The sequence below is a fragment of the Streptomyces sp. NPDC003327 genome, assembly GCF_053589515.1.
This window is the reverse complement of record NZ_JBSFSA010000002.1, coordinates 78,256-95,240: the sequence shown is the minus strand read 5'-3', so window position 1 is coordinate 95,240 and position 16,985 is coordinate 78,256. Positions and strand designations below refer to the sequence as shown.

The following is a 16,985-nucleotide window of genomic DNA, read 5'->3' as shown; positions in this document are numbered from 1 at the left end:
CCATGAACGCACGCGCCGTCGCCGCCGGGCTCCTCGCCGCCGCCGCGCTGGTCGCCCTGCCCGGTTCGGCCGAGGCGGCCGGCGGCCCGCCGCCCGCGCCGACCCCCGAGCAGGCCGCCTCCGCGCCGGAGACCCTGCACACGCTGACCCGTTTCTTCGCCCGCGACGACGGCCGCCGCGACGGGGCCCGCGTCACCGCTGCGGCGCCGCGGGTGGACGGGGCGTCCGTGCCCGTACGGATCCTCTCCCCGGACTTCGTCGCCGGAAGGCCGGGGGCGCCGGTCGCCCGCGTCGAGTTCCGGGCCACCCGGGCCGTCGCCGCCGACGGCCGCACCGCCTCCCTCTGGACGGTGCGGCAGCCGGGCGGCTGGCAGGTCGTGAACATCGCCGCCGGTGACGACGAGATCCGGTACGAGGAGGCGGGCGGCGGCGGACTCGTCTTCCGGGAACCGCAGATCGACGCGTGGTACGTCGTGAAGGGAGGCCGGGTGCTGCCCCTCGACGAGGACGCGACGCGTGCCGTGGGGCGGAGCGGCACGAGCCTGGACGGGTACCGGGAGCGGGTCGCGCGGGCGTACGGGGACAAGCTGCCCGGGTCGCGCTATGCGGAGCGGGGGGCGGCGGGGGGTTACGGCGCGCCCGCGGCGCGCGAGGGCTCCTCGCCGGCGCCCGCCCTGGCGGCCCTGTCCGCCGCCGCCCTGCTCCTCCCCGCCCTCCGCCTGCTCTCCCGCCGCCGCACCTAGCCACCCGGGCGGGTCCCGCACGGGGCGGGCGCAGGCCGCATGGGGTGTCGGGGGGCGACAGTAGGGTGGGGGCATGGCCGACCCCTCCAGTTACCGTCCCAAGCCGGGGCAGATCCCCGACTCCCCGGGCGTCTACAAGTTCCGCGACGACCACCGCCGGGTGATCTACGTCGGCAAGGCGAAGTCCCTCCGCCAGCGGCTGGCGAACTACTTCCAGCCGCTGGCGAGCCTGCACCCCCGCACGGCCACCATGGTGACCACGGCCGCCTCCGTGGAGTGGACGGTCGTCTCGACCGAGGTCGAGGCGCTGCAGCTGGAGTACTCCTGGATCAAGGAGTTCGACCCCCGGTTCAACGTCAAGTACCGGGACGACAAGAGCTATCCGTACCTCGCGGTGACGCTGAACGAGGAGTTCCCCCGCGTCCAGGTGATGCGCGGGCACAAGAAGAAGGGCGTGCGTTACTTCGGGCCGTACGCGCACGCGTGGGCGATCCGCGAGACCGTCGACCTGATGCTGCGGGTCTTCCCGGTGCGGACGTGCTCCGTCGGGGTGTTCCGGAACGCCGCCTCGGCCGGGCGCCCGTGCCTCCTCGGCTACATCGGCAAGTGCTCGGCGCCCTGCGTGGGCCGGGTGACCCCCGAGGAGCACCGCGAACTGGCGGACGAGTTCTGCGACTTCATGGCCGGCCGCACCGGCACGTACATCCGCCGGCTGGAGAAGCAGATGATGCTGGCGGCCGAGGACATGGAGTACGAGCGGGCCGCCCGGCTGCGGGACGACATAGAGGCCCTGCGCAAGGCCATGGAGAAGAACGCGGTGGTCCTCGCCGACGCCACCGACGCCGACCTGATCGCCCTCGCCGAGGACGAGCTGGAGGCCGCCGTCCAGATCTTCCACGTGCGCGGCGGCCGGGTGCGCGGCCAGCGCGGCTGGGTCACCGACAAGGTGGAGGCCGTCGACACGGCGGGGCTCGTCGAGCACGCGCTCCAGCAGCTGTACGGCGAGGAGACGGGCGACGCGGTCCCCAAGGAGGTCCTGGTCCCGGCGGTCCCGGAGGACGCGGAGGCCGTCACGGCCTGGCTGTCGGGCCGCCGGGGCTCCGCCGTCTCCCTGCGGGTGCCGCAGCGCGGCGACAAGAAGGCCCTGATGGAGACGGTCGCGCGCAACGCCCAGCAGGCCCTCGTGCTGCACAAGACGAAGCGGGCCAGCGACCTGACGACCCGCTCCCGGGCGCTGGAGGAGATCGCCGAGGCCCTGGACCTGGACTCGGCGCCGCTGCGGATCGAGTGCTTCGACATCTCGCACCTCCAGGGCGAGGACGTCGTCGCGTCCATGGTCGTCTTCGAGGACGGGCTGCCCCGCAAGGGCGAGTACCGCCGCTTCCAGATCAAGGGCTTCGAGGGCCAGGACGACGTCCGGTCCATGCACGAGGTGATCACCCGGCGGTTCAGGCGCTACCTCGCCGAGAAGGAGAAGACCGGCGAGTGGGGCGACGGCGAGGTCCCGGCGGAGGACCCGCAGGACGACGGACGCCCGAAGCGCTTCGCGTACCCGCCGCAGCTGGTCGTGGTCGACGGCGGGCAGCCGCAGGTGGCGGCCGCCCGGCGGGCGCTCGACGAGCTGGGCATCGACGACGTCGCGGTCTGCGGCCTGGCCAAGCGCCTGGAGGAGGTGTGGCTGCCCGGTGACGACGACCCCGTGGTGCTGCCCCGCTCCAGCGAGGGGCTCTACCTCCTGCAGCGGGTCCGTGACACCGCTCACGACTTCGCGATCCGCTACCAGCGCTCCAAGCGGACGAAACGCCTCCGGACCAGCCCCCTCGACGACGTCCCGGGTCTCGGCCAGACCCGGAAACAAGCGTTGATCAAGCATTTCGGCTCGGTGAAGCGGCTCCGGCAGGCGACAATCGACCAGATCTGCGAGGTCCCCGGCATGGGCCGGAAGACCGCGGAGGCGGTCGTCGTGGCCCTCGCTCAGGCAGCCCCGGCGGCACCCGCCGTGAACACGGCGACAGGAGAGATCATGGAAGACGACGGGGGCACCACCGCATGACCCAGCCCGACGAGCACCACCCGACCGACCCGACCGACCCGACCGACCCGACCGACCAGAACGACCGGCACGACGAGCGCGACCGAGAAGACGGAGCAGGACACGTGAGTACGGGCACGAAGGAGACCCCCGCCGACAACGGCGCCGAGGCGGCCATCCCCGAGCTGGTGATCATCTCCGGCATGTCCGGAGCCGGCCGGTCCACGGCCGCGAAGTGCCTGGAGGACCTCGGCTGGTTCGTCGTCGACAACCTGCCGCCCGCCCTCATCCCCACCATGGTGGAGCTGGGCGCCCGCTCTCAGGGCAACGTCGCCCGCATCGCCGTCGTCGTCGACGTCCGCGGCCGGCAGTTCTTCGACAACCTCCGGGAGTCCCTGGCCGACCTCGACGCCAAGCAGGTCACGCGTCGGATCGTCTTCCTGGAGTCCTCCGACGAGGCCCTCGTCCGGCGCTTCGAGTCGGTCCGCCGCCCCCACCCCCTCCAGGGCGACGGCCGCATCACCGACGGCATCGCCGCCGAGCGCGACCTCCTGCGCGAGCTGCGCGGCGACGCCGACCTCGTCATCGACACCTCCAGCCTCAACGTCCACGAGCTGCGCGCCAAGATGGACGCCCAGTTCGCCGGCGACGAGGAGCCCGAGCTGCGGGCCACCGTGATGTCCTTCGGCTTCAAGTACGGCCTGCCGGTCGACGCCGACCTCGTCGTGGACATGCGCTTCCTGCCGAACCCGCACTGGGTCCCCGAGCTGCGCCCCTTCACCGGCCTCAACGAGGAGGTGTCGAACTACGTCTACAACCAGCCCGGCGCCAAGGAGTTCCTGGACCGCTACACCGAGCTGCTCCAGCTGATCGCCGCCGGCTACCGCCGCGAGGGCAAGCGGTACGTGACCGTCGCCGTGGGCTGCACGGGCGGCAAGCACCGCTCGGTGGCCACCGCCGAGCGCCTCGCCGCCCGCCTCGCCGCCGAAGGGGTCGAGACCGTCGTCGTGCACCGGGACATGGGGCGCGAGTGAAGCCGTACCGCAGGCGTGCCTCCACCCTCACGGTGCGGCGCACGCTCCGCAGGCGCGGCGCCCAGCCCAAGGTCGTCGCACTGGGCGGCGGCATGGGCCTCTCGGCATCCCTGGCCGCCCTGCGCCGTATCACCGGCGACCTCACCGCCGTCGTCACCGTCGCCGACGACGGGGGCTCCAGCGGCCGGCTCCGCGAGGAGCTGGGCGTGCTGCCCCCGGGCGACCTGCGCAAGGCGCTCGCCGCGCTCTGCGGCGACGACGACTGGGGCCAGACCTGGGCGCGGGTCATCCAGCACCGCTTCCAGTCCAAGGGCGAGATGGGCGGCCACGCCGTCGGCAACCTGCTGATCGTCGCCCTCTGGGAGCAGCTCGGCGGCGACCCCGTGCAGGCCCTCGACCTGGTGGGCCGGCTGCTCGGCGCCCAGGGCCGCGTCCTGCCCATGTCGGCCGTGCCCCTGGAGCTCCAGGCCCTGGTCAAGGGCCACGACCCGGCCCGCCCGGACGACGTGGACACCGTACGCGGCCAGGCGACGGTGGCGCTGACCCCCGGCGAGGTGCAGTCCGTGCACCTGGTGCCGCACGACCCGCCCGCCGTGCCCGAGGCGGTCGCCGCCGTCCTCGACGCGGACTGGGTGGTGCTCGGTCCCGGCTCCTGGTTCTCCTCGGTGATCCCGCACCTCCTGGTGCCCGAGCTCCTCGACGCCCTGGTCGAGACGAAGGCCCGGAAGGTGCTCTCGCTGAACCTCGCGCCGCAGTCGGGAGAAACCGAGGGCTTCTCCCCGCAGCGTCATTTGGAGGTTTTGGGACGACACGCCCCTAAACTCGCCCTGGACGTGGTGCTGGCCGACGAGGCCGCCGTGCCCGACGTGTCAGCGAGGGAGCCCCTCGTCGATGCCGCCAAGCGGCTCGGCGCCGCGGTCGAGCTGGCGCCGGTGGCCGGGCCCGACGGTGCTCCGAAGCACGACCCGGAGCTGTTGGCCGCCGCGTACGACCGTATTTTTCGGATGCATGGAAGGATCGGCCCATGGCGATGACGGCAGCGGTGAAGGACGAGATCTCCCGGCTCCCCGTCACCCGGACCTGCTGCAGGAAGGCAGAGGTCTCGTCGATCCTGCGGTTCGCGGGCGGGCTGCACCTGGTGAGCGGCCGCATCGTGATCGAGGCGGAGCTGGACACGGCCATGGCGGCCCGCCGGCTGAAGCGGGACATCCTGGAGATCTTCGGGCACAGCTCGGAGCTGATCGTGATGGCGCCCGGCGGGCTGCGGCGCGGCTCGCGGTTCGTGGTGCGCGTGGTGGCCGGCGGCGACCAGCTGGCGCGGCAGACCGGCCTCGTCGACGGCCGCGGCCGCCCCATCCGGGGCCTGCCCCCGCAGGTGGTCTCCGGCGCGACCTGTGACGCCGAGGCGGCCTGGCGCGGGGCGTTCCTGGCGCACGGCTCGCTGACGGAGCCCGGCCGCTCGTCCTCCCTCGAGGTCACCTGCCCGGGACCGGAGGCGGCCCTGGCGCTGGTCGGCGCGGCCCGCAGGCTCTCCATCGCCGCCAAGGCGCGCGAGGTACGGGGCGTGGACCGCGTCGTCGTCCGCGACGGCGACGCCATCGGCGCCCTGCTGACCCGGCTCGGCGCGCACGAGTCGGTGCTGGCCTGGGAGGAGCGGCGGATGCGGCGCGAGGTCCGCGCCACGGCCAACCGGCTGGCCAACTTCGACGACGCCAACCTGCGCCGTTCGGCGCGGGCCGCGGTCGCCGCGGGCGCCCGGGTGCAGCGCGCCCTGGAGATCCTCGGCGAGGAGGTGCCCGAGCACCTCGCCGCCGCGGGCCGCCTGCGCATGGAGCACAAGCAGGCCTCCCTGGAGGAGCTGGGCGCGCTCGCCGACCCGCCGCTGACCAAGGACGCGGTGGCCGGCCGGATCCGTCGGCTGCTCGCCATGGCCGACAAGCGGGCGCAGGACCTGGGCATCCCCGGGACCGAGTCCAACCTCACCGAGGAGCTCGACGACAGCCTCGTCGGCTGACCGGAACCGTGCGGCGCGGGCGTCGCACGGAACCCAGAACTCCGGGCCGCACGGCCCCGAACTCCGCGCTGTCGGTGCCTTTCTGAGGCACCGGCAGCTTTTTCGCGGGGGCGGCGAGGCACCCTTGACAGGTCCATGGGCGCCCAAGAGCCTGGCGTCTGTTCACCTTCGTGACGGACCACAGCAAGGGGGGCTCATGGGACGCAGAGCGAGATCGATCCTCGCCGCGACTTCACTGCTGATCGCGGGACTGGCGACGACACCCGTCGCCGGAGCGCAACCACGGCCCACGGAAGGGGAGTACGCCCACCTCTCCGTGTGGCGCGCCGAGGTCACCAAGGAGCAGGTGCCCCTGCTCCTCGACGCCGGAGCCGACGGCCACGAACTCACCGAGCAGGTGCCCGAGAAGGGCACCGCCACGATCGAGCTGTACCTCACCGACGCCCAGGCCGGACAGCTCCGCGGCAAGGGCGTCCCGCTCGCCGAGCACACCCTGTCCGCCTCCGCCGAGCGGCGGGTCGACACGGCCGGTGACGGCGTCTTCCGCCCGTACGGCGGCGCCGGCGGCCTCAAGCAGGAGATCCTGGACACCGCCCGCGCCCACCCCGGGCTCACCAAGGTCGTCTCCATCGGCAAGACCGTGCGCGGCCAGGACATCCTGGCCGTCAAGGTCACGAAGGACGCCCGGCGCGTCAGGGACGGCTCCCGGCCCGCCACCCTCTACCTGTCGAACCAGCACGCCCGCGAGTGGATCACGCCCGAGATGACCCGGCGGCTGCTCCACCACTACCTCGACAACTACGGCAAGGACCGTCGGATCACCGACCTCGTCGACTCCGGCGAGCTGTGGTTCGTGCTCTCCGCCAACCCGGACGGCTACGACTTCACCCACGCCGACCCCGCCAACCGGCAGTGGCGCAAGAACCTCCGCGACAACGACGGCGACGGCCGCATCGCACCCGGCGACGGCGTCGACCTCAACCGCAACTTCGCCTACAAGTGGGGCTACGACAACGAGGGTTCGTCCCCCGACCCGGCCGACGAGACCTACCGCGGCAGCGGCCCCATGTCGGAGCCCGAGACCCGGGCCCTGGACGCCTTCCAGAAGCGCATCGGCTTCTCGTACGGCATCAACTACCACTCCGCCGCCCAGCTGATCCTGTACGGCGTGGGCTGGCAGGTCGCCACCGACACCCCCGACGACATCGCCCTCAAGGCCCTGGCCGGAACCCCGCAGAACCCGGCCGTCCCGGGCTACCGGCCGCAGGTCTCCTCCGAGCTGTACATCACCAACGGCGAGGCGGACGGACACGCCGCCAACGTCAACGGCATGCAGATGTTCACCCCGGAGATGTCGACCTGTGCCACCGCCTCCCGGGCCGACCCGAACGACGCGTGGAACCCGGCCGACTGCGCCTCCGTCTTCACCTTCCCCGACGACGAGAAGCTGATCCAGGCGGAGTTCGCCAAGAACGTCCCCTTCGCGCTCGCCGTCGCCGAGTCGGCCGCCCACCCCGACCGGCCGGTCTCCCCGGTCGGCGTCGAGGCCCCCGACTTCACCCCCGACGCCTTCACCACCTCCTACGCCCGCGGCGAGGAACAGGAGGTCGCCGTCACCGCGCGGAAGTCCCTGCGCGGCAAGACCCTCCAGTACCGGATCAACGGCGGCCGTACGCACCGGGTCCCGCTGCAGGCGTGGAAGGGCGGCGAGACCTACGGCGGCGAGGACAACCTGTACTTCGACCAGTACCGGGGCGAGGTCGAGGGCGCCCGGCCCGGCGACTCGGTCGAGGTCCGGTTCACCGCCCGCACCGCCGACGGCAGGGCCACCGCCTCCGCCCCGTTCACGTACACCGTGGCCGACCGGGCCCGCGGTGACGTCCTCGTCCTCGCCGAGGAGGGCGGCACCGCCGCCGCCCGGCACACCGCCGCGTACGTGAAGGCGCTCGCCGACAACGGCCGGAAGGCGGCCGTCTGGGACGTCGCCACCCAGGGGACCCCGCACGCCCTCGGCGTCCTCTCCCACTTCCGCACCGTCGTCTGGTACACCGGCGCGGAACGCCCCTCCGGTGCCGTCCAGCTCGCCGTCCGCTCCTACCTCAACGAGGGCGGCACGCTCGTCAACGCCGGCGAGAAGACCGGTGGGCTCACCCGGATCGGCCGTGCCGAGTCCAACGACTTCGCCCAGTACTACCTCGGCGCCCACCACCGCGCCGGCCTGAACAACCCGCTGCGGTACAGCGGCGCGGGTGGCCTCCGCGGCCTCGGCGTCACCCTCGGCGCGGCGGAGGGCAACCCCCTCGACAACGCGGGGGCGTACACGGTCACCTCCGACACGCTCGACCCCGAGGAGTTCCCGCAGTTCGCGAGCAGCGCCTCGGGCGGCGACTACCCGGGCGTCCGCACCCCCTTCGAGCCCGCGGAGGGCAGCTCCTTCGCCGCGGTCCGCCACACCGACGGCACCTGGGCCCGGCTGACCAGGACCGTCGACCTCACCGGGGTCGCCGCCGCCGAGCGGCCGCGCCTCGACTTCCAGGTCAGCTACGACACCGAGCCCGGCTACGACAACCTCGTCGTCGAGGCCCACACCGTCGGCCAGGAGGACTGGACGACCCTGCCGGACGCCAACGGCGGCACCTCGGCCGAGCCCCCCGCCGACTGCGGCGAGGGCTACTACGTCCGGGACCACCCCTTCCTCGCCCACTACCTCACGGTCGGCGAGAACGGCTGCGCGTCCACCGGCACCACCGGGTCCTGGAACGCGTTCACCGGCCCGTCCAACGGCTGGCGCCAGGCCTCCGTCGACCTGAGCGCCTGGGCCGGCAGGAAGGTCGAGCTGTCGATCGCGTACGTCTCCGACCCGGGTACGGGCGAGACGGGCGCCTTCGTCGACGACACCCGTCTGGTCACCGGCTCCGGCACCGAGGCCGAGGGCTTCGAGACCTCCCTCGGCGCCTGGTCCGTCCCCGGCGCCCCGGTCGGCAGCCCCGGCAACGGCTCGGACTGGACGCGGTCCGCGGCGCTCTTCCACTCCCAGGCCGCCGTCACCACCCGCGACACCGTCCTGCTGGGCTTCGGCCTGGAGCACGTGACGGACGCGGGGGAGCGGGCGAGGCTCCTCGGCCGCGCCCTGGGGGTCCTCCGGCGCTGACGGAGAGTAATCGGGACAAAGGTCCCACGACGGCCCGTACCCGTTGGTAGGTGCGGGCCGTCGGCCGTTTTCGCTCACGTTCCGGTCCCAAGCGGCTGAGGCCGATGTCACTCCGGCGGGCGGGGAGAGGTAGGGTCGTAAGCGGTCGGGGACATCCCAAAAAAATCAAGATCTCGCCGGTGTGACATATACCGGCGTTCCTAACGAGGAGATCGGTTCGTGACGATCCGCGTAGGCATCAACGGCTTTGGCCGTATCGGTCGCAACTATTTCCGCGCGCTCCTTGAGCAGGGTGCCGACATCGAAGTCGTGGCGGTGAACGACCTGGGAGACACCGCGACCACGGCGCACCTGCTGAAGTACGACACCATCCTGGGTCGCCTCAAGGCCGAGGTCACCCACACCGCCGACACCATCACCGTGGACGGCCACACCATCAAGGTGCTCTCCGAGCGCAACCCGGCCGACATCCCGTGGGGCGAGCTGGGCGTCGACATCGTCATCGAGTCGACCGGCATCTTCACGAAGAAGGCCGACGCCGAGAAGCACATCGCCGGTGGCGCGAAGAAGGTCCTGATCTCGGCCCCGGCCAGCGACGAGGACATCACCATCGTCATGGGCGTCAACCAGGACAAGTACGACCCCGCGCAGCACCACGTCATCTCGAACGCGTCCTGCACCACCAACTGCGTCGCCCCCATGGCGAAGGTCCTCGACGAGAACTTCGGCATCGTCAAGGGCCTGATGACCACGGTCCACGCGTACACGAACGACCAGCGCATCCTGGACTTCCCGCACAAGGACCTGCGTCGCGCCCGCGCCGCCGCGGAGAACATCATCCCGACCACGACCGGTGCCGCCAAGGCCACCGCCCTGGTCCTCCCGCAGCTCAAGGGCAAGCTCGACGGCATCGCCATGCGTGTCCCGGTCCCGACCGGCTCCGCCACCGACCTGGTCGTCACCCTCGACCGCGAGGTCACCAAGGACGAGGTGAACGCCGCGTTCAAGAAGGCCGCCGACGACGGCGACCTGAAGGGCATCCTCTTCTACACCGAGGACCCGATCGTCTCCTCCGACATCGTCAGCGACCCGGCGTCCTGCACCTTCGACGCCTCCCTGACGATGGTCCAGGAAGGCAGCACGGTCAAGATCCTCGGCTGGTACGACAACGAGTGGGGCTACTCCAACCGTCTCGTCGACCTCACCGTCTTCGTCGGCGGCCGGCTCTAAGCTCTAGGGTTCAGGGCAGGCTTTCGATGTGAGCAGGGCTCGGGCAGCGCAACGCCGCGCTGTGCGAGCCCTGTCTCGTGTGCTCCACCGCGTACCAAGGAGTCTGTGACAGATGAAGACGATCGACGAGCTTCTCGCCGAAGGCGTCTCCGGCAAGCGGGTGTTCGTCCGCGCCGATCTCAACGTGCCGCTCGACGGCACCACCATCACCGACGACGGCCGCATCCGTGCCGTCGTCCCCACGGTCAAGGCGCTGGCCGACGCCGGCGCCCGCGTCGTGGTCGCCTCGCACCTGGGCCGCCCCAAGGGCGCCCCGGACCCGCAGTTCTCGCTCGCCCCGGCCGCCGCGCGGCTCGGCGAGCTGCTCGGCGCCGACGTGGCCTTCGCGACCGACACGGTCGGCGAGTCCGCGCGGGCGACCGTCGCGGGCCTGACCGACGGTCGGGTGGCCGTCATCGAGAACCTCCGCTTCAACGCCGGCGAGACCTCGAAGGACGACGCCGAGCGCGCCGCCTTCGCGGAGCAGCTGGCCGCCCTCGCCGACGTCTACGTCGGCGACGGCTTCGGCGCCGTGCACCGCAAGCACGCCTCGGTGTACGACCTGCCGGGCAAGCTGCCGCACGCGGCCGGCTACCTCATCGCCAACGAGGTCGGCGTCCTCAAGAAGCTCACCGAGGACGTCCGGCGGCCCTACGTGGTCGTCCTCGGCGGCGCCAAGGTCTCCGACAAGCTCGGCGTCATCGACCACCTCCTGGAGAAGGCCGACCGCATCCTCATCGGTGGCGGCATGGCCTACACCTTCCTCAAGGCCCAGGGCCACGAGGTCGGCATCTCCCTCCTCCAGGAGGACCAGATCCCAGCCGTCCGGGAGTACCTGGACCGCGCCGAGCAGCGCGGCGTGGAGTTCGTCCTCCCCGTCGACGTCCTGGTCTCGCCCGAGTTCCCGGACCTGAAGACCAAGGCCCCGGCCAACCCGACCGTCGTCGCCGCGGACGCCATCCCCGCGACGGAGGAGGGCCTGGACATCGGTCCGGAGACCCGCAAGCTGTACGCCTCGAAGCTCGCCGACGCGGCCACCGTCTTCTGGAACGGCCCCATGGGCGTCTTCGAGCACCCCGACTACGCCGAGGGCACCAAGGCCGTCGCCCAGGCGCTCGTCGACTCCCCGGCCTTCACCGTGGTCGGCGGCGGCGACTCCGCCGCGGCCGTCCGCACCCTGGGCTTCGACGAGAACGCATTCGGCCACATCTCGACCGGCGGCGGCGCCTCCCTCGAATACCTCGAGGGCAAGACGCTTCCCGGCCTCGCCGCACTGGAGGACTGACCCGCATGACCACCCGCACCCCGCTGATGGCGGGCAACTGGAAGATGAACCTCAACCACCTGGAGGCCATCGCCCACGTCCAGAAGCTCGCCTTCGCCCTGACCGACAAGGACTACGACGCCTGTGAGGTCGCGGTCCTGGTTCCCTTCACCGACCTGCGCTCGGTGCAGACCCTGGTCGACGGCGACAAGCTCAAGATCAAGTACGGCGCCCAGGACCTGTCGGCGCACGACTCCGGCGCGTACACCGGCGAGATCTCCGGCGCCATGCTGGCCAAGCTGAAGTGCGCCTACGTGGCCGTCGGCCACTCCGAGCGCCGCCAGTACCACGCCGAGACCGACGAGGTCTGCAACGCCAAGGTGAAGGCCGCCCACCAGCACGGCCTGACCCCGATCCTCTGCGTCGGCGAGGGCCTCGACGTCCGCAAGGCCGGCCGGCAGGTCGAGTACACCCTCGCCCAGCTCGACGGCGGCCTCAAGGACGTCCCGGCCGAGCAGGCCGAGTCCATCGTGATCGCGTACGAGCCGGTGTGGGCCATCGGCACCGGCGAGGTCGCCACCCCCGAGGACGCGCAGGAGGTCTGCGGGGCGATCCGCGGCCGCCTCGCGGAGCTGTACTCCCAGGAGCTCGCCGACAAGGTGCGCATCCAGTACGGCGGCTCGGTGAAGGCCGGCAACGTCGCCGCGATCATGGCGCAGCCGGACGTCGACGGCGCCCTGGTGGGCGGCGCGGCGCTCGACGCCGACGAGTTCGTCAAGATCGTGCGCTTCCGCGACCAGTGACGCGAACGGTGAGTATGCCGTAGCGGCGATCCGTCGTACCCTTGCGGGGGCCGGGCAGGTGCCCGGCCCCCGTCCGTATAAGTCCGAGGAAGTTGGTCCAGCCGTGGTTATGGGGTTCTCGATCGCCCTGATCGTCTTCAGCGCGCTGCTGATGCTGCTCGTGCTGATGCACAAGGGGAAGGGCGGCGGCCTCTCCGACATGTTCGGTGGCGGCATGCAGTCGTCCGTCGGCGGCTCCTCGGTCGCCGAGCGCAACCTCGACCGCATCACGATCGTGGTCGGCCTGCTGTGGTTCGCCTGCATTGTCGTACTTGGTCTGCTGATGAAGTTGGACGGGTAACTCCGAACACTGGACGCGCGTTGGGCCTTACGTAGACTGGGGCATCTTCGAGCACCATCACGCAGGGAGTTACGACCGTGGCAAGTGGCAACGCGATCCGGGGAAGCCGGGTCGGAGCGGGGCCGATGGGGGAGGCCGAGCGGGGCGAGTCGGCACCGCGCCTCCGCATCTCCTTCTGGTGCTCGAACGGGCACGAGACGCAGCCGAGCTTCGCCAGCGACGCGGCGGTCCCGGAGACGTGGGACTGCCCGCGGTGCGGCTTCCCGGCAGGCCAGGACCGGGACAACCCGCCGGACCCGCCGCGCACGGAGCCGTACAAGACGCACCTCGCCTACGTGCGGGAGCGCCGCAGCGACGCCGACGGCGAGGCGATCCTCGCCGAGGCGCTCGCCAAGCTCCGCGGAGAGATCTGAGCGTGGTGTGACGACACGACGAAGGGCCTTGCCCGTGAACACGGTTCGCGGACAAGGCCCTTCGTCATGTCGTCGTTCAGGTCCCCAGATCAATTAGGTTGGAGGGCAGCGGGGCAGAAAAGTACGAGAAGAAGTGGGCGATGTCCGAGATGACTAGCGAAGGCCGTACGAGGCTCAACCGGCTGCCCGAGTGGGCGGCACTCGTGAAGCACCGTGAGCAGCTGGGCGACACCGGGCTGCGGGAGCTGTTCGCCGCCGAACCGACGCGCGGCACCGACCACACCCTGCGGGTCGGCGACCTCTACCTGGACCACTCCAAGCACCTCGTCACGGGCGAGACGCTGACCCTGCTGCGCGAACTGGCCGCCGCCACCGGCGTCGCCGAACTCCGTGACGCCATGTTCCGCGGCGAGAAGATCAACACCACCGAGGACCGGGCCGTCCTCCACATCGCGCTGCGCGCCCCGCGCGACGCCGTGATCGAGGTCGACGGCGAGAACGTCGTCCCCGCCGTCCACGCCGTCCTCGACAAGATGGCCGCCTTCGCGGACAAGGTCCGCGCCGGCGAATGGACCGGCCACACCGGCAAGCCGATCAGGAACGTCGTGAACATCGGCATCGGCGGCTCCGACCTCGGACCCGCCATGGCCTACGAGGTCCTGCGCTCCTACACCCAGCGGGACCTGACGTTCCGTTTCGTCTCCAACGTCGACGGCGCCGACCTCCACGAGGCCGTCCGCGACCTCGACCCGGCCGAGACGCTGTTCATCGTCGCCTCGAAGACCTTCACCACCATCGAGACGATCACCAACGCCACCTCCGCGCGCGACTGGCTCCTCACCGGGCTGCGCGCCGACCAGGACGCCGTCGCCAAGCACTTCGTCGCCCTCTCGACCAACGCCGAGAAGGTCGAGGAGTTCGGCATCGACACCACGAACATGTTCGAGTTCTGGGACTGGGTGGGCGGCCGCTACTCCTACGACTCCGCCATCGGCCTCTCCCTCATGATCGCCATCGGCCCCGAGCGCTTCCGCGAGATGCTCGACGGCTTCCACCTCGTCGACGAGCACTTCCGCACCGCCCCGCCCGAGGAGAACGCGCCGCTGCTCCTCGGCCTCCTCGGCGTCTGGTACGGCGCGTTCTTCGACGCCCAGTCGCACGCCGTCCTGCCCTACTCCCACTACCTCTCCAAGTTCACCGCCTACCTCCAGCAGCTCGACATGGAGTCCAACGGCAAGTCGGTGGACCGCGACGGCAACCCCGTCGACTGGCAGACCGGCCCGGTCGTCTGGGGCACCCCCGGCACCAACGGCCAGCACGCTTATTACCAGTTGATCCACCAGGGCACCAAGCTCATCCCGGCCGACTTCATCGGCTTCGCCCGCCCCGTCGACGACCTGCTGCCCGGCCTGGTCGCCCAGCACGACCTGCTGATGGCGAACTTCTTCGCCCAGACCCAGGCCCTCGCCTTCGGCAAGACCCCCGACGAGGTCCGCGCCGAGGGCGTCCCGGAGGAGCTCGTCCCGCACAAGACGTTCAAGGGCGACCACCCCACCACCACGATCCTCGCCGACGCGCTCACCCCGTCCGTGCTCGGCCAGCTCGTGGCGCTCTACGAGCACAAGGTCTTCGTGCAGGGCGCGATCTGGAACATCGACTCCTTCGACCAGTGGGGCGTCGAACTGGGCAAGGTCCTCGCCAAGCGCATCGAACCCGTCCTGACCGAGGGCCAGGGCGGCGAGCAGCTCGACAGCTCGACCGCCGGGCTCGTCGCCGCCTACCGCTCGCTGCGCGGACGGTAGACCCATGAGGGGGGAGAACGCGGTACGGCTGCGCCCGCCGCGACACGCCGTGGACCGGCGCGCCGTCGGCTGGTGGCGGACCCAGTGCCTGGTGGCCACCGCCGTCCCGGTCGCCGTCCTGGGCGTCCTCGGCGCGCTCGTCGGGCCGGCCAGGACCTGGCTGCTCCTCGCCGCCGGAGCCGTGGCCCTGACCGGGCTCGGCTGCTCCGCGTTCTTCCCCGCCTGGTGGTTCCGCGTGCACCGCTGGGAGGTCACCGACGAGGCCGTGTACGTCCGCACCGGGGCGCTGTGGCAGGAGTGGCGGATCGCGCCGATGTCCCGGATCCAGACCGTGGACACCGTACGCGGCCCGCTGGAGCAGCTCTTCCGGCTCGGCACGGTCACCGTCACCACCGCCTCCTCCAAGGGGGCGGTACGGATCGAGGGCCTCGACCACGAGCTCGCCGCCGAACTGGGCGAGCGGCTGACGGCCCTCACCCAGGCCACGCCCGGGGACGCCACATGAGCGACCCGGGCGCGGAGGCCTCCGGGCAGCGGCCCGCCCCCGGGCCCGTCGGGCACGACGGGCTCGACGGGCCCGGCTGGCGGCGGCTCGACCGGCGGACCGTGCTCGCCCGCGCCGCCGTCCTCTGCGGCTTCGCCGCGGGCGCCGGAGTCCCCGCCGCGGTCGCCCTCACCGGCCCCCTCCCGGCCCCGCGGGCCGTCGCCTGGGTCCTCGCCGCCGCCGTCCTCGTCGTCCTGGGCGGCACCGCCGCCGACCACGTCCGGCTGCGCCGCACCCGCTACCGCGTCGGCCCCGAACGGACCGAACTCCACACCGGACTGCTGCTCCTGAAACGGCGTTCCCTCGCCCGCGACCGCATCCGCAGCGTCGACCTCACCGCCAACCCCCTCCAGCGCGTCCTCGGCCTCGTCAAGGTCCGCATCGGCACCGGCGAGAGCACCGGCGGCAGCGAGTCCACCCTCGAACTCGACCTCGTCGCCCGCTCCGAGGGCGAACGGCTCCGCGCCGAACTCCTCGCCCGCCCCGCCGACACCGTCGCGGACCCCCGGCACGACGGCACCCTCGCCGCCCTCGACCCGCGCTGGATCCGCTACGCCCCGCTCTCCTTCCTCGCCCCCGCCCTCGGCGGCGCGGCGGCCGGCGCGGTCATGCAGGTCAGCGAGTGGTTCGGCGCCCAGGCCGAGGTCATCGACTGGATAGGGGAGCGGTTCCGGGACGTCTCCCTCGCCTGGGTGATCGTCGACCTCGTCCTCCTCGCCACGGCCGTCGGGGCCGTCGGCGCCCTCGGCCTCTGGGTCGAGATGTGGTGGAACTACCGCCTGGAACGCGAGCCGGGCGGCACCCTCCGGGTCCGCCGGGGCCTGTTCACCGCCCGCTCCGTCTCCCTGGAGGAGGCCCGGCTGCGCGGCGTCGAACTCGTCGAACCGCTCGGGATCCGTCTCTGCGGCGCCGCCCGCGTCGACGCCGTCGCCACCGGCCTCGTCAAGGACGACGACGACCGGCACGCCGACCTCAAGAACCTGCTGCCGCCCGTGGAGCGGTCCGTCGCCGACCGGGTCGTCGCCGAGGTCCTGCGCGAGACCGCCCCGCCCACCGGGGCGCCGCTCGCCGCCCACCCCCGGGCCGCCCGCACCCGCAGGCTGCGGTGGGCGCTGACCGCCGCCCTCCTCCCGGCCGCCGTCCTCGCCCTCCTCGGCGTGCTGGTCACCCCGGTCCTGCTGTACGTGGCGGCCGGCTGCGCGGTCGTCTTCGCCCCGCTCGCGGTACTGCTCGCCCTCGACGCCCACCGGACCCTCGGACACGCCGTCAGCGGCCCGTACCTGGTGACCCGTTCGGGCACGGTACGACGGGCGACGGTCGCCCTCCAGCGGTCCGGGGTCATCGGCTGGACCGTGAAGCAGTCGTTCTTCCAGCGCCGCGCCGGACTGCTGACCGTCACCGCGACGACGGCCGCGGGAGCGGGGGCGTACGACGTCCTCGACGCCGGCGAGAGCCAGGGGCTCACCTTCGCCGCCGAGGCCGTCCCCGGGCTCCTCGCGGCCTTCCTGGAGCCCGCGCCCGGACCCGTACGCACGACGGAGGCCCGGCCCACCCCCGGGTGAACCGGGCCTCCGTA

At 72.1% G+C, this 16,985-nt stretch carries 14 protein-coding genes; all 14 read left to right on the top strand.

Annotation, left to right across the window (positions count from 1 at the left end):
- Positions 1–2 precede the first annotated feature (2 nt).
- Positions 3–743 (top strand): hypothetical protein, encoded by a 741-nt coding sequence (locus ACWDVG_RS02075; RefSeq protein WP_451695252.1) that lies wholly within the window; start codon positions 3–5, stop codon positions 741–743.
- A gap of 73 nt (positions 744–816) precedes the next feature.
- Positions 817–2,796, top strand: a complete 1,980-nt coding sequence (uvrC, locus tag ACWDVG_RS02070) for an excinuclease ABC subunit UvrC (protein ID WP_451695251.1) — start codon at positions 817–819, stop codon at positions 2,794–2,796.
- On the top strand, positions 2,793–3,809 hold the full coding sequence (rapZ, locus tag ACWDVG_RS02065) for an RNase adapter RapZ (RefSeq protein ID WP_451695249.1): 1,017 nt from the start codon (positions 2,793–2,795) through the stop codon (positions 3,807–3,809). Before uvrC ends, rapZ begins: the two co-directional genes overlap by 4 nt.
- Positions 3,806–4,843: a gluconeogenesis factor YvcK family protein gene (locus ACWDVG_RS02060; protein WP_451695247.1), complete on the top strand. Its 1,038-nt coding sequence runs from the start codon at positions 3,806–3,808 to the stop codon at positions 4,841–4,843. Before rapZ ends, ACWDVG_RS02060 begins: the two co-directional genes overlap by 4 nt.
- Positions 4,834–5,823 (top strand): DNA-binding protein WhiA, encoded by a 990-nt coding sequence (gene whiA, locus ACWDVG_RS02055; RefSeq protein ID WP_030205188.1) that lies wholly within the window; start codon positions 4,834–4,836, stop codon positions 5,821–5,823. Before ACWDVG_RS02060 ends, whiA begins: the two co-directional genes overlap by 10 nt.
- A 196-nt stretch (positions 5,824–6,019) precedes the next feature.
- Entirely contained in the window at positions 6,020–8,974 is a 2,955-nt protein-coding gene (locus tag ACWDVG_RS02050) for a M14 family zinc carboxypeptidase (protein WP_451695246.1), read from the top strand.
- 219 nt (positions 8,975–9,193) lie between these two features.
- Positions 9,194–10,204 (top strand): type I glyceraldehyde-3-phosphate dehydrogenase, encoded by a 1,011-nt coding sequence (gap, locus tag ACWDVG_RS02045; protein ID WP_451695244.1) that lies wholly within the window; start codon positions 9,194–9,196, stop codon positions 10,202–10,204.
- A gap of 112 nt (positions 10,205–10,316) precedes the next feature.
- Positions 10,317–11,528: a phosphoglycerate kinase gene (locus tag ACWDVG_RS02040; RefSeq protein ID WP_451695242.1), complete on the top strand. Its 1,212-nt coding sequence runs from the start codon at positions 10,317–10,319 to the stop codon at positions 11,526–11,528.
- A gap of 5 nt (positions 11,529–11,533) precedes the next feature.
- Complete coding sequence (tpiA, locus tag ACWDVG_RS02035) at positions 11,534–12,310, top strand: triose-phosphate isomerase (protein WP_451695240.1); 777 nt, start codon at positions 11,534–11,536, stop codon at positions 12,308–12,310.
- A 109-nt stretch (positions 12,311–12,419) separates the two neighbouring features.
- Positions 12,420–12,650 carry a preprotein translocase subunit SecG gene (gene secG, locus ACWDVG_RS02030; protein ID WP_309055488.1) on the top strand — a complete coding sequence of 77 codons (231 nt, stop codon included), beginning with the start codon at positions 12,420–12,422 and terminating at the stop codon, positions 12,648–12,650.
- 77 nt (positions 12,651–12,727) lie between these two features.
- A complete protein-coding gene (locus ACWDVG_RS02025; RefSeq protein WP_309055485.1) occupies positions 12,728–13,063 on the top strand; it encodes an RNA polymerase-binding protein RbpA in 336 nt (111 codons plus the stop codon).
- 140 nt (positions 13,064–13,203) lie between these two features.
- Positions 13,204–14,865, top strand: coding sequence for a glucose-6-phosphate isomerase (gene pgi, locus ACWDVG_RS02020; protein ID WP_451695238.1), 1,662 nt, complete (start codon positions 13,204–13,206; stop codon positions 14,863–14,865).
- A 4-nt stretch (positions 14,866–14,869) separates the two neighbouring features.
- Complete coding sequence (locus tag ACWDVG_RS02015; protein WP_451695237.1) at positions 14,870–15,370, top strand: PH domain-containing protein; 501 nt, start codon at positions 14,870–14,872, stop codon at positions 15,368–15,370.
- A complete protein-coding gene (locus ACWDVG_RS02010) occupies positions 15,367–16,971 on the top strand; it encodes a PH domain-containing protein (RefSeq protein ID WP_451695235.1) in 1,605 nt (534 codons plus the stop codon). The genes ACWDVG_RS02015 and ACWDVG_RS02010 overlap by 4 nt, the downstream gene beginning before the upstream one ends.
- Positions 16,972–16,985 lie beyond the last annotated feature (14 nt).